At 74.9% G+C, this 12,959-nt stretch carries 10 protein-coding genes; 8 read left to right on the forward strand and 2 right to left on the reverse strand.

Annotation, left to right across the window (positions count from 1 at the left end):
* Positions 1-24: 24 nt before the first annotated feature.
* On the reverse strand, positions 25-972 hold the full coding sequence (locus F1C15_RS11100; RefSeq protein WP_255465600.1) for an EamA family transporter: 948 nt from the start codon (positions 970-972) through the stop codon (positions 25-27).
* A 205-nt stretch (positions 973-1,177) separates the two neighbouring features.
* Between F1C15_RS11100 and F1C15_RS11105 the strand changes: the two genes are divergently transcribed.
* From F1C15_RS11105 to recQ, 3 genes are all read left to right on the forward strand, one after another.
* The gene (locus F1C15_RS11105; RefSeq protein ID WP_185231172.1) at positions 1,178-3,451 is read left to right on the forward strand and encodes a bifunctional UDP-sugar hydrolase/5'-nucleotidase; all 2,274 of its coding nucleotides are present in this window, start codon (positions 1,178-1,180) and stop codon (positions 3,449-3,451) included.
* A 96-nt stretch (positions 3,452-3,547) separates the two neighbouring features.
* Complete coding sequence (locus tag F1C15_RS11110) at positions 3,548-4,492, forward strand: CPBP family intramembrane glutamic endopeptidase (protein WP_185231174.1); 945 nt, start codon at positions 3,548-3,550, stop codon at positions 4,490-4,492.
* Positions 4,493-4,523: 31 nt separating this feature from the next.
* On the forward strand, positions 4,524-6,725 hold the full coding sequence (gene recQ, locus F1C15_RS11115; protein ID WP_185231176.1) for a DNA helicase RecQ: 2,202 nt from the start codon (positions 4,524-4,526) through the stop codon (positions 6,723-6,725).
* Positions 6,726-6,852: 127 nt separating this feature from the next.
* Here the strand turns inward: recQ and F1C15_RS11120 are convergent, their stop codons facing one another.
* A complete protein-coding gene (locus F1C15_RS11120; protein ID WP_185231178.1) occupies positions 6,853-7,443 on the reverse strand; it encodes a hypothetical protein in 591 nt (196 codons plus the stop codon).
* 226 nt (positions 7,444-7,669) lie between these two features.
* Between F1C15_RS11120 and F1C15_RS11125 the strand changes: the two genes are divergently transcribed.
* The 5 genes from F1C15_RS11125 (at position 7,670) to F1C15_RS11145 (ending at position 12,953) form a co-directional block, all read left to right on the forward strand.
* On the forward strand, positions 7,670-8,419 hold the full coding sequence (locus tag F1C15_RS11125) for a 1-acyl-sn-glycerol-3-phosphate acyltransferase (protein ID WP_056052002.1): 750 nt from the start codon (positions 7,670-7,672) through the stop codon (positions 8,417-8,419).
* 163 nt (positions 8,420-8,582) lie between these two features.
* On the forward strand, positions 8,583-9,443 hold the full coding sequence (locus F1C15_RS11130) for an NAD(P)-dependent oxidoreductase (RefSeq protein ID WP_185231180.1): 861 nt from the start codon (positions 8,583-8,585) through the stop codon (positions 9,441-9,443).
* A gap of 210 nt (positions 9,444-9,653) precedes the next feature.
* Complete coding sequence (locus tag F1C15_RS11135) at positions 9,654-10,739, forward strand: alkene reductase (RefSeq protein WP_185231182.1); 1,086 nt, start codon at positions 9,654-9,656, stop codon at positions 10,737-10,739.
* Positions 10,740-10,896: 157 nt separating this feature from the next.
* A complete protein-coding gene (locus F1C15_RS11140) occupies positions 10,897-12,039 on the forward strand; it encodes a septum formation family protein (RefSeq protein WP_185231184.1) in 1,143 nt (380 codons plus the stop codon).
* 272 nt (positions 12,040-12,311) lie between these two features.
* Positions 12,312-12,953, forward strand: a complete 642-nt coding sequence (locus F1C15_RS11145) for a CDP-alcohol phosphatidyltransferase family protein (RefSeq protein WP_056052014.1) — start codon at positions 12,312-12,314, stop codon at positions 12,951-12,953.
* The last annotated feature ends 6 nt before the right edge of the window (positions 12,954-12,959 follow it).

A 12,959-nucleotide genomic window follows, 5' to 3' on the forward strand; every position in this document is an offset into this window, starting at 1 on the left:
CGTCGACGACGACGGGGGCCGTGCTCAGTCGAGCGCGAGCAGGACGGCCGCCGCGAGGGCGAGCACGAGGCCGACGACCTGCGACCGGGTGAGCCGCTCCCGCAGCACGACGGCGGCCAGCACCACCGTCACGGCGGAGTAGAGCGCGGTCAGCACGCTCATCACGGTGAGGTCGCCGAGCCGGAGCCCGAGGAGGATGAGCACGTTCGCCCCGGCGTCGGCCACGCCGCAGAGCAGGGCGAGGCGGAGAGCGGGGGCGAGGCCCCGGGCCACCGACGGCACGCCTGCCGGCCCGGCCGTGCCGGAGGCGTGAGCCGTCGGCAGCGCGTGACCCGCGCCTCCTGCTCGACCCGCGCCTCCCACGCCCGGCGACCGCCGCCTCGAGATCGCGACCAGGGCGAGCACCGCCACCGCGCCTCCGGTCAGCACCACGTTCGTGACCCGGTTCGCGACCAGCGGCACGAGGCCGGAGTCGGCGGGCGTCTGGTCGAGGAAGACGAGGACGACGCCGATGCCGACGCCCGCCGCGAGGGCCATCAGCAGGCCGGCGGCGGTCGGCTTCGGGGCGGAGGCGTCGGGCACGAACCCGACGAGCACCACGGCGACGAGGGCGAGCGCGATGCCCGCCCAGCCGGCCGGCCCGAGCCGCGAGCCCTGCAGCAGGCCCACGCCCACCGGCACGATCGCGGAGACCACGGCGGTCAGCGGCGACAGGATGCTCATCGGCCCGATCGCGAGGCAGGCGTAGAGCAGGGCGATGGCGGCGGCGCCGGCCACGCCGCTCGCGACGCCCCAGCCGACCGCGGCGCTGGAGGGGGTGCCGGGCACCACGACGAGCAGCACGAGCAGCAGCACGAGGCCGCTCGCCGCCGAGATCGCCGTGACGCGGAGCGGCGGCAGGCGACGCGCCGCGAGACCGCCGAGGAAGTCGCCCGAGCCGTAGGCGACGGCGGCGGCGAGGCCGAGGAGCACGGACAGCAACGGGACCTCCGGAGGCGCGGTGGGGGTGGACGACGACCGTCGCGTTAACAGCACGTGACGAACGTGTGCGGAGCCTTGTGCGGCTCCCAGCCAGATCTTATGTTCGTCGGGTCTGTCCCTCGTCCGAGGGACGGGCCGCCCCGGGCACCTCCCGCGGGCCTGAGATCACGCACGGACACCAGGAGACACACCGCACATGCGCCCCCGTCACCCCATCGCACCTCCGGCCGAGACGGGAGCGCCGCGTCGTCGCCGTCGCGCCGCCCTGTCGCTCGTCGCCGTCGCCACCCTCGGCGCCGGTCTCGTGGCCGCCGTCCCGGCCCAGGCGGCCCCGACGACCATCGACATCCTCGGCATCAACGACTTCCACGGGCGCATCGCGCAGGAGGCCTCGCCGGTCGCCGGCGCCGCCGTCATGGCCGGGTTCGTCGACCAGTTCCGCACGACCCACCCGAACACGTCGTTCGTGTCGTCGGGCGACAACATCGGTGCCTCGACCTTCACCTCCTTCATCCAGGAGGACAAGCCGGCCCTCGACGCGCTCAACGCGATGGACCTCGACGTCAGCGCGCTCGGCAACCACGAGTTCGACCGCGGCCAGGACGACCTGAACGGCCGCGTCGACGACGCCAGCGACTTCCCCTACCTCGGGGCCAACATCTTCCGGGCCGACGGCTCGCACGCCTACGACCCCTACTTCGTCAAGGACGTCGGCGGCGTCAGGGTCGGCTACATCGGCGCGATCACCGAGCTGATGCCCGAGCTGGTCAGCCCGTCCGGCATCGCCGGTCTCACGTTCGGCGACATCGTCGACAGCGTCAACGACGTGGCCGACGACCTCAGCGACGGCGCCGCCGAGAACGGCGAGGCCGACGTGCTCGTGCTGCTCGTGCACGAGGGCAACTCGTCGGGCACGGCGCTCGACGCGGGCGGCGACTTCGCCCGCATCGCGACCGACGTCTCGCCGAAGGTCGACGCGATCCTGTCGGGCCACACGCACCAGTCGTACAACTTCTCGGTCGTGCCGACCGGCGGCACCACGCCTCGCCCAGTCGTGCAGACCGGCAGCTACGGCGCGAACCTGAGCCACCTCGCGATCACGTTCGACGCCGACACGAAGGCCACGACGGTCACGAGCGAGCTGCTGCCGCTCTACCAGAAGGCGACGCCCGACCCCGAGGTCGCGAAGATCGTCAGCGACGCCGTCGCGGTCGCCGCGGTCGAGGGCGCGAAGAAGGTCGGCGAGATCACCGCCGACTTCCCCCGCGCCGTGCAGTCCGACGGCACCGAGAACCGCGGAGGCGAGTCGACCCTCGGCAACTTCGTCGCCGACGTGCAGCTCGAGGCCACGGTCGGCAACGGGTCGCAGATGGCCTTCATGAACCCGGGCGGCCTCCGTGCCGACCTGCGCTACGCCTCCGCGGGCGCCAGCGACCCCGCCGGCAACCTGACCTTCGCCGAGGCCGCCGCCGTGCAGCCCTTCGCCAACACGCTCGTCGTCGTCGACATGACGGGGGCGCAGATCGAGCAGGCTCTCGAGCAGCAGTGGCAGCCCGCCGGGTCGTCGCGGCCGTTCCTCAAGCTGGGCGTCTCGAAGGGCCTCAGCTACACGTACGACCCGGCCGCCGCCTCCGGTGAGCGCATCCGCACGATCACGCTGAACGGCGCGGAGCTCGACCGCGCGGCCTCGTACAAGGTCACGGTCAACTCGTTCCTGTCGTCGGGCGGCGACAACTTCACCGCCTTCAACACCGGCTCGGCCGCCGACAGCGGCAAGGTCGACCTGCAGGCCCAGGTGGACTACTTCACCGTGCCCGCCGGCTCGCCCGCCCGCGTCGCCACGCCGGACTTCACCCAGCGCTCGGTCGGCGTCACGGCGACCCCGTCGCCCGAGGCCGGCTTCGCGGCCGGCGACACGGTGACGCTGTCGCTCTCGTCGCTGCTCTTCAGCTCGCAGGTCGGGCCGGAGACGGGCACCGTCTCGGTCAGCCTCGACGGCGTCGAGCTCGCCTCGCAGCCGATCGACCGCACCGTGGTCGACAAGGGCGACGAGACCGGGCGCGCGACGCTGTCGTTCGCGGTGCCCGCCGGCGTCACGGCCCCCACGGCCGGCCCGGTCGTGCGTCAGCTGCGCGTCACGGTGGCCGGGACGGGGACGGTCGTCGACGTGCCCGTCGTCCTCGCCGCCGCCGCCGAGCCGGTCGTCGTCGACCCGACCCCGGCCCCGACCGACCCCGCCGTCCCCGCCCCCGGGGCCGGAGCGGGCACCGGCGCGGGCACCGGGACGGGTGCGGGCACCGGCACGTCGACCCGCCCCACGCGCGTCACGGCCTCGGGCGACCTCGCCTACACGGGCTCCGACGCCGCGATGACCGGGCTGGCGCTCGCGCTGACCCTGATGCTGGCCGGCGCCGGCGTGGTCACGGCCACGCGCCTCCGTCGCACCGCCTCGGTCGGCACCACCGACTGACGCCCCGCCGCACAGCTCGACCCGGACGGCCCGGTCGCACCCCACGGTGCGGGCGGGCCGTCCGGTGTCGCAGCTGCCCCGGCTAGCCTCGACCCCGTGACCGTCGCCTACCACCGCCTGTTCCGCACGCTGCCGACGTACCGCTGGTACCGGCCGCTGTTCGCGCTCCTGCTCGGCACGGTCTTCTACGTCGTCGCGTCGAACGTCGTCGTGCTCGCCCTCTACGCCGTGGTCGCCGCGGCCGGGGGAGCGGACGCCGCCTCCCGCCTGGCCGAGGGCCTCCAGGGCGACCCGCTCGACGCCTCCCAGCCCCTCGTCATGCTCGCGACGCTGGGCTCGATCGCGACCATGCTGCCCTCCGTGCTGCTCGCGACGAAGCTCGCCGGGCTCGGCGGCTGGGGTCAGCTCTCGAGCGTCGCCGGCCGCCTCCGCTGGCGCTGGCTGCTCCGCTGCGTGGGCCCGGCCGCCGCCTTCATGGCGCTCACCGTCCTGCTCAGCTACCTCGTCGTGCCGCTGGTCACGGGCGACGAGCTGGGCTCCGGCCCCGTCACGACGCCGCCCGCCGCCCTCGTCTGGTCGGTCGTCGTGATCCTCCTGCTCGTTCCCCTGCAGGCCAGCGCGGAGGAGTACGTCTTCCGCGGCTTCGCGATCCAGTCGCTGGGGTCGTGGATCGCCCGGCCGCTCGTCGCGATCGTCGTGCCCACCGTCGCCTTCGGCCTCTCGCACGCCTACAACGTCTGGGGCGTGCTCGACGTCGCCGTCTTCGGCGTGACCGCCGCCTGGCTGACCTGGCGCACCGGCGGGCTCGAGGCCGCCATCGTCGCGCACGTGCTCAACAACACGGTCCTCTTCCTCCTCCTGGCGCCCTACGCGGGCACCCCGTCGAGCGACGGCAGCCCCCTCGCGCTCGCCGTGACGGTCGTCTGCACGCCGTTCTGGGCCTGGCTCGTGCTGCGCTCGTTCCACAGGTCGGGCGAGCTCGCGTCCTCCCCCGCGAGCGAGCTCACGGGGCGTCCCCCGGTGGAGTCGCGGGTCGGCTGACCGCGTCGGTGGCGCCTCCTAGACTCGCCTGGTGACCGACGCTCCCCCCTCCTCCGCAGCCCCCGCCACCGGCAGCCCGACCGACGCCTCCGGCAGCGCGACCGACGCCTCCGCGCGGGCCGGCTCGCCCGTCGAGGTGCTGCAGCGGGTCTTCGGCTACGACGCCTTCCGCGGCGACCAGGCGGCGATCATCGACCAGGTCGTCGGCGGCGGCGACGCCCTCGTGCTGATGCCGACCGGCGGCGGCAAGTCGCTCTGTTACCAGGTGCCCGCGCTCGTGCGCCCCGGCACCGGGGTCGTCGTCTCGCCGCTGATCGCGCTGATGCAAGACCAGGTCGACGCCCTCGAGGCCGTGGGCGTGCGGGCGTCGTTCCTCAACAGCACGCAAGACCCCGACCAGCGCCGTGCCGTCGAGCAGGCCTTCGTCACGGGCGAGCTCGACATGCTCTACCTCGCGCCCGAGCGGCTGAAGCTCGACAGCACCAAGTCGCTGCTCGACCGCGGCCGGGTCTCGCTCTTCGCGATCGACGAGGCGCACTGCGTCGCGCAGTGGGGCCACGACTTCCGCCCCGACTACCTCGAGCTGTCGGTGCTCCACGAGCGCTGGCCCGACGTGCCGCGCATCGCCCTCACCGCGACCGCCACCGAGACCACCCACCGCGAGATCTCGCGGCGGCTCGAGCTCGACGACGCCGCGCACTTCGTGGCCGACTTCGACCGCCCCAACATCCAGTACCGCATCGAGGCGAAAGACGGTCCGCAGCAGCAGCTGCTCCGCTTCATCCGCGCCGAGCACGACGGCGACGCCGGCATCGTCTACTGCCTCTCGCGCAAGTCGGTCGAGAGCACCGCCGAGTTCCTGGTGAAGCAGGGCATCGCCGCGCTGCCCTACCACGCGGGCCTCGACGCGGGCACGCGTGCCCGCAACCAGTCGCGCTTCCTCCGTGAAGACGGCATCGTGATGGTCGCCACGATCGCCTTCGGCATGGGCATCGACAAGCCCGACGTCCGCTTCGTCGCCCACCTCGACCTGCCCAAGTCGGTCGAGGGCTACTACCAGGAGACCGGGCGGGCCGGGCGAGACGGTCTGCCGTCGACCGCGTGGCTGGCCTACGGCCTGCAGGACGTCATGCAGCAGCGCCGCATGATCGACCAGTCGGAGGGCGACGCCGAGCACCGCCGCAAGCTCAGCGCGCACCTCGACGCGATGCTCGCGCTCTGCGAGACGGTCGAGTGCCGCCGCGTGCAGCTGCTCGGCTACTTCGGCCAGGCGAGCACCCCGTGCCACAACTGCGACACCTGCCTGAACCCGCCGCAGTCGCTCGACGGCACCGTGCCGGCGCAGAAGCTCCTGTCGACGATCGTGCGCCTCAAGCGCGAGCGCGACCAGCAGTTCGGCGCGGGCCAGATCATCGACATCCTGCTCGGCAAGACGACGCCGCGCATCACGCAGAACCGCCACGAGCAGCTCAGCACGTTCGGCATCGGCACCGAGCTGAGCGAGATCGAGTGGCGGGGCGTCGTGCGCCAGCTGCTCGCCCAGGGCGTGCTGGCCGTCTCGCCCGACGGCTACGGCACCCTGCTCATCACCGACGCCGCGGCCGAGGTGCTCTCGGGCTCGCGGCCCGTCCGTCTCCGCAAGGAGCCCGAGCGGGCCCCCCGATCGCGCTCGGCCCGCGGGGCGGGCGGCTCGTCGCGCGGCTCGCGCACCGGTGCCGGCGCCGCCGACCTCGACGCCGCCGACGTGCCGCTGTTCGAGACGCTGCGCCAGTGGCGGGCCGGGGTCGCGAAGGCCCAGGGCGTGCCCGCCTACGTCGTCTTCGGCGACGTCACCCTGCGCGGCGTCGCCGCGGCCCGGCCCTCGTCGATGACCGAGCTCGCCGGCATCAGCGGCGTCGGGCAGAAGAAGCTCGACACCTACGGCCAGCAGGTGCTCGACGTCGTGGCCGGCGTCTCGCCCGAGGAGGCCGCCGCCGCGGCGGCCGAGCGCGGCCCGGCGAGCTCCGGCCCGAGCTTCGGCGGGGGAGGGGGCGGGGTCGACGACGAGGCTCGCCCCGCCACAGCGCCCGGGTCGGCCCGCCGGGCCGCGCCCGCCCGGTCACGACCGGCGACGCGCCCCACGACGACGGCCCCGGCCAGCGGGGGCGCCCCCGACCTCGAGCCGTACCCGTACGACGACGAGCCGCCCTTCGACCCCTACGTCGACGACGTCCCGCCCGACGACTGGCGCTGACGACCGGCACCGACGACCGGCACTGACGACCGGCGCTGGCGATGCGCTGCGCCAGGGCGGGCCCGGGTCGATCCGATGGCCCTCGGTGCCGCGCGGCGGCTGGAGCCGTGAGGCGTCGGCGTCGGCGTCAGTGCTGGGCGGAGCGGGCGTCGACGACGACGCGGTCGTCGACCTGCCCGACGTGCCCGACCCGTTCGGCCCGCGGCGTCGGCCGTGCGGGCACCCGGATCGGCCCCGAGACGGGGCCGGCGGAGCCGAGCTGCAGCTCGGAGACGCGTCGGGCGAGCAGCACGAGCGCGAGGGTCGTCCCGACCATCGCCTCGAAGCCCCCGGCGAACCCGCCGCCGTGGAGGCGGGAGACGTACGCGGCCGAGAGCAGGAAGGCGCAGCCCAGGGGAGCGCTCAGGTACAGGGCCTGCACCGGCTGCAGGAGCAGCGGCAGGCCGAGCCGGACCCGCACGCGGATCACGGTCATCGTGACGAGCAGCGCGACGGCGACCGCCGCGGCGAGGCCGTAGAGGACGACGGCGACGTCAGCCGCGACGAAGTCCGCCCGGGCCGCCCCCGCGGCCCCGGCGGACGCCACCACGGCGTAGTAGAGGTAGACCGCCGGCGCGACGGCGTAGGCCGCCCGCCGGAGACGCCCGGCCGGCAGCGCGATGATCGCGTCGGCCCCCTGACCGTCGCGAGTCGTCGGCTCCTGCATGTCGTGCGTCATCGTCGTCCCCCCGGTGCGCCCCCACGGCGCACCTGCATCCCCGCGACGAGCCTAGACAGGTCCGTCGGAGGCGCGCAATCAGTCAGAAGGAGGACACCCGCCGTACCCGCCGCGGGTGGTCCGCCGGCCCCGCGTCTCCCGCCCGCCCCTCGCCCGCCGCGCCCCCGGCCGTCACCCGCCGTCGGCGCACGGCCCGTCGACGCCCGGGGAGCATGCCCGGCGGGGCATGCGGCGTCGGGCACCCTGGAGCGTGCTCACCTTCGTCAGCCGGGCTGTCCTCGCGCCCCTCGTGCGCCTCCTCTGGCGACCCCGCGTCGTCGGACGCCGCAATGTGCCCAAGCGGGGCGCGGTCATCCTCGCCAGCAACCACCTGTCGTTCATGGACAGCGTCGTCATCACGCTGATGGCCCCGCGGGAGGTGTCGTTCCTCGCGAAGAACGCCTACTTCACGGGCACGGGCCTCCGGGGCCGGCTTCGCCGCTCCTTCTTCACCGGCATCGGGGCCATCGGCGTCGAGCGCGGCGCCGGCTCCGCCGCGCAGCACGCCCTCGACCTCGGGCTCGAGCGCCTGACGCAGGAGGCCGCCTTCGCGATCTACCCCGAGGGCACCCGATCGCTCGACGGACGTCTCTACAAGGGCCGCACGGGCGTCGCCTGGCTCGCCCTCACGAGCGGCGCCCCCGTCGTGCCCGTCGCCCTGACCGGCACGCAGGAGCTGCAGCCGGTCGGCTCCACCCTTCCGCGCCTCACCCGCTTCACCGTCGAGTTCGGCGAGCCGATCGACCTGTCGCACCACGGCGAGGCGAAGTCGGGCCGCGCCCGGCGCCAGGCGACCGACGAGGTGATGGCGGCCATCGCGCGCCTCAGCGGCCAGGAGCTCGCCGGCACGTACAACGAGCCGCCGAACCCCTCCGTCGTCGAGCGCGTGCGGCGGGCGATCCGCCGCGACCCGGTGGGCGAGGACGCGGTCGACTGAGCCGCCCTGCCGGGGCGGCTCCCCGCGGCGGCCGACCCGCGCCTCCCCCCGGCCCCGGGCGTGCCCCGAGCCGCCCGGCGTACGGTGCACCTCGGCGGTGCACCAGCCCGCCCCCGCACATCGACGCGGCCGCACGACGGCCGCCGGCAAGGAGCACCAGGGCATGCACGTCGCAGTCATCGGCACCGGGATCATGGGCGGCGGCGTCGCCAGGACGCTGCTCCGCGAGGGCTTCGACGTGACGGTCTGGAACCGCACCCGGGCCAAGGCCGAGCCGCTCGCCGACGACGGGGTCCGCGTGGCCGACACGGTCGCCGAGGCCGTGGCCGACGCGGACGTCGTCGTGACGGTGCTGTTCGACGGCCCCGCGGTGCTCGACGTGCTCCGCGAGGGCGGCCGGGCCCGGCACTCCGCCGACGCGCCCCTCTGGGTCCAGGCGAGCACGATCGGCACCGCCGCCACCGCCCAGGTCGTCGACCTCGCCCGCGAGCTCGACGTGCCGCTCGTCGAGGCGATGATGCTCGGCACCAAGAAGCCCGCCGAGACGGGTGCGCTCGTCATGCTCGCCGCCGGCGACCCCGACCTCGTCGCCCGGGCGACCCCCGTGCTCGACGCCATGGGCGCGAAGACGGTCGTGGCCGGCACCGAGGTGGGCCAGGGCACGGCGCTCAAGCTCGCCGCCAACGCCTGGATCGCGTCGATCACGGCGGCGACCGCGCAGTCGCTCGCCCTGACGCAGGCCCTCGGGCTCGACCCCCGGCTCTTCCTCGACGCCATCGCCGGCGGGCAGTCCGACAGCCAGTACGCGCACGTCAAGGGCGCGACGATGATCGCCGGCGAGTACCCCGCGCAGTTCGCCCTCGACGGCATCCGGAAGGACATCGACCTCATGCGCGAGGCGGCCGACGGCACGCCCGTCGACACCGGACTGCTGGAGGCGCTGGCCGGCCTCTACGGGCGTGCGTCCGACCGCGGCCACGGCGGCGACGACATCGCCGCGGTGCGCACCGGCTTCGACGCGTGACGCCCCTCCGACGCGCCTCCGCCTGACGCGCCTCCGCTCCTGCCGCTGACTGCAGGCGGCCGAACCTGCGCTCCTCCTGGGAGTCCCGCCGCCGCGCCGTCGCGGCGGAATGCCCTCCCCCCACCTCCGGTTGCCCTCGCGGGCGCCGCTGCCTCCGTGCGCCGCACCCGCGGTCGCGCCCCGTCCTCATCCCCGACGAAAGGACCCTCCGTGGACCTCTTCTCCTCCGCCTCGTTCGGCGACCTCGCCCTCGCGAACCGCGTCACCATGGCGCCCCTGACCCGCATGCGCGCCGACGCCGGCGACGTGCCCGGCGACCTGATCGTCGAGCACTACCGCCAGCGCGCGACCGTGGGCCTGATCGTGACCGAGGGCACCTACCCGACCGTGGAGGGCAAGGGCTACACCGGCCAGCCCGGCATCGTCACCGACGAGCAGGTCGCCGGCTGGAAGCGCGTCGCCGACGAGGTGCACGCCGCCGGCGGCACGATCGTCATGCAGGTGATGCACGCGGGCCGCGTCTCGCACACCGAGGTCACCGGCACCGAGCGCATCGTCGGCCCGAGCGCCATCGCGATCGACGGCGAGATCCACACGCCGAGCGGCAAGTCGGCCTACCCGGTGCCGCACGAGCTGACCACCGAGGAGGTCCGCCAGGTCGTGCAGGACATCGTCACCGCGTCGAAGCGCGCCGTGCTCGAGGCCGGCCTCGACGGCGTCGAGCTGCACAGCGCCAACGGCTACCTGCTGCACGAGTTCCTCTCGCCCGTGTCGAACGTGCGCACCGACGAGTACGGCGGAAGCCCCGCCGCCCGCGCCCGCATCGGCGTCGAGACGGCCACGGCCGTCGCCGCGGCGATCGGCGCCGGCCGTGTCGGCATGCGCATCTCGCCCATGCACAACATCCAGGACGTCGCCGAGACCGACCTCGCCGACGTGACCGCGACCTACGAGGCCCTGCTCGACGGCGTCGCGCCGCTCGGCCTCGCCTACCTGAGCGTGCTGCACGCGGAGCCCCGCGGCGAGCTCGTGCAGCACCTCCGGGCCCGCTTCGGCGGCCCCGTCGTGCTCAACAGCGGCTTCGGCGTCGTCACCGACAAGGCCGAGGCCGAGGAGCTCGTCAGCGGCGGCCACGCCGACGCCGTCGCGGTCGGCCGCATGGTCATCGCGAACCCCGACCTCGTCGCGCGCTGGCAGGGCGACACCGAGCTGAACGAGCCGAACCCGGCCACGTTCTACGCCGAGGGCGCCACCGGCTACACCGACTACCCGACGCTGGAGACGGTCTCGAACTGACCCGCGCCTCCTCGCTCGGCCCGACGCCCGGCCTCGCCGCGACCCCTGGTCGCCGCGGGGCCGGGCGTCCCGCGAAGGGGGCGGCGCGCCGCGAGCCCGCGGCGCGTTACGATCCCTCAGGCGGTCGACCCCGACGACGCCGCCGAAGGGGACCACCGTGGCCGATGCCGACCTGCCGCCGACGCACCAGCGCGTCGCGGCGCTCCTCCGCCACGAGTTCTCCGGTCTCGAGCTCACCGACGTCGCGAGCGAGTACCCGGGCACCCGCGCGCCGGGTGCCGCCCTCCGCCTGCGGCTCGGCCACCGTCTCTGGCTCGACCTCGCGGACGACGGCCGGGAGTGGTTCGTCGCCGGCCTCTACGCCGACGCCTCGGGCGTCACCCCGCCCGACCAGCGGTCGCGTGAATCGCTCGCCGTGCCCCTGGACGCGGAGGCGCGGGTCGTCGCCGACGCAGCCGTCGCGTCGGTCTGGCGCTGGGTCGACGCGGTGGGCCCGGCCGAGGCCGACGCTCCGTTCGCCCGGGAGCGCCCCGCCGCGCCTCCCGCGATCCCCAGCCCCGCCGTCTTCGGGGCGCCGGCGCCCGCTCCGTACGTCCCCCAGCCGGCGCAGCCGCTGACGCCCCCGCCCGGGGCGTGGGCCGGGCAGGGCGCGGGCCAGGCCGCGCCGAACGCGTACGTGCCGCAGGCCGCCCCCGGGGCGGCGCCCTACGGCGCGCCCGGCGGCTACGGCGCCGCGCCCGCCTACGGCGCCTGGGCACCCGCCGCCCCCGCGAAGCCGCGGAACCGCGGCCTGCTCATCGGCGGCATCATCGCCGCGTCGGTGCTCGTGCTCGGGGGCGTCTCCGCCGCCGTCCTCAGCGGCATCGACACCCTGTCGAGCGAGGTCGCGGCCGGGTCGGACCCGGGCATCGACCCCGACGCCGTGCCCGACACCGGCATCGAGGAGCTCACGGTCGGCGACTGCTTCTCGTTCGGCGGCGCCGACGCGACGGCGGAGGAGGTCTCGATGGTCGACCTCCGCTCGTGCGACGAGGAGCACCAGAACGAGGTCTACCTGCAGGACGAGCTCACCGACGCCGACGCGTACCCCGGCGACGAGTCGACCGCGGCCGAGGCGGACGACCTCTGCTACGGCGCCTTCGAGGGCTTCATCGGGCTGCCGTGGGAGGAGTCGGAGGTCGAGTACCTGTACCTGACGCCGACCGAGCAGAGCTGGGGTCAGGGCGACCGGAGCGTGCTCTGCTACGCGTACCTCTACGGCGACACGTCGCCCGGCACCCTCCAGGACTACGGGTACTGAGCCGCCGCTGGTGGGGCGGTGCGGCGGGTCCCCGTCCCCGCGGGCGGGTCGGCGCCGGCCCGCCGGGGAGGACGGCGACCGGCCGCCTTCGCTGAGCGGTGGGCGGGGCGCTGGGGGTGGCTGTTCCACTCCGGAGTGGAGGAGCGATCCTGGAGCACGCCCTGCTGGCCGCCGCGCTCCTCGCGGACCGGGCTCGCGCCTCCCGCGCTCGCCCGCCCACCCGCCGCGGCGCGCCCCGTAGGATCGGAGCGCCCCCGCGACCCGCCGGGAGCGTGACCCGAGAGGACGTCGTGCAGCTCGTCGACCGTCTGTTCCGCACCGACGAGTGGCGGACCGTGCCCAACGCGATCACGGCCGTGCGCCTCCTGCTGCTGCCCGTCTTCGTCGTGCTCGTCGTCGGCGCGCACTACTGGTCGTCGCTGCTGGTGATCGCCGTGGTGTTCTTCACCGACTTCCTCGACGGGTTCGTCGCGCGGCGCACCGGCGCGACGTCGGAGCTCGGCCGGTGGCTCGACCCCGTGGCCGACCGGCTGACGGTGATCGTCGTGATGGTCTCGCTCGCGCTGGGCGACCTGCTCAACTGGCCCGTCGTCGTGCTGATCCTGCTGCCCGACGTGCTGCTCAGCCTCTACGCGCTGGTGCGCTTCGGCGGCGCGCCCTTCCCGGTCACGCGGGTCGGCAAGGTGCGCACCGCCCTGATCTTCGTCGGGCTGCTGATGCTGCTCGTGGGCCACGCGGCCGTCGACCAGTGGCGAGGAGTCGCGGGCTCCGAGGGCCTGGACGTCGCGGGCCAGGTGATGATCCTCGTGAGCGCCTTCGTGCTGTTGCTCGGGCTGATCGGGCACTACGTCGCGGCGGTGATCTACGGGCGAGCCCTCGTCGCCCGCCACCGCGAGGACCGCCGGGCCGGCTGAGGTCGC

It is taken from the genome of Frigoribacterium sp. NBH87, from assembly GCF_014217665.1.
In the GTDB taxonomy this organism is placed as follows: Bacteria; Actinomycetota; Actinomycetes; order Actinomycetales; family Microbacteriaceae; genus Frigoribacterium; species Frigoribacterium endophyticum.

Excerpts from the sequence above, each read along its gene's own strand:
- F1C15_RS11105 (WP_185231172.1), top strand. The coding sequence starts at position 1,178 with ATGCGCCCCCGTCACCCCATCGCACCTCCGGCCGAGACGGGAGCGCCG.
- F1C15_RS11120 (WP_185231178.1), bottom strand. The coding sequence starts at position 7,443 with ATGACGCACGACATGCAGGAGCCGACGACTCGCGACGGTCAGGGGGCC.
- F1C15_RS11125 (WP_056052002.1), top strand. The coding sequence starts at position 7,670 with ATGCGGCGTCGGGCACCCTGGAGCGTGCTCACCTTCGTCAGCCGGGCT.
- F1C15_RS11130 (WP_185231180.1), top strand. The coding sequence starts at position 8,583 with ATGCACGTCGCAGTCATCGGCACCGGGATCATGGGCGGCGGCGTCGCC.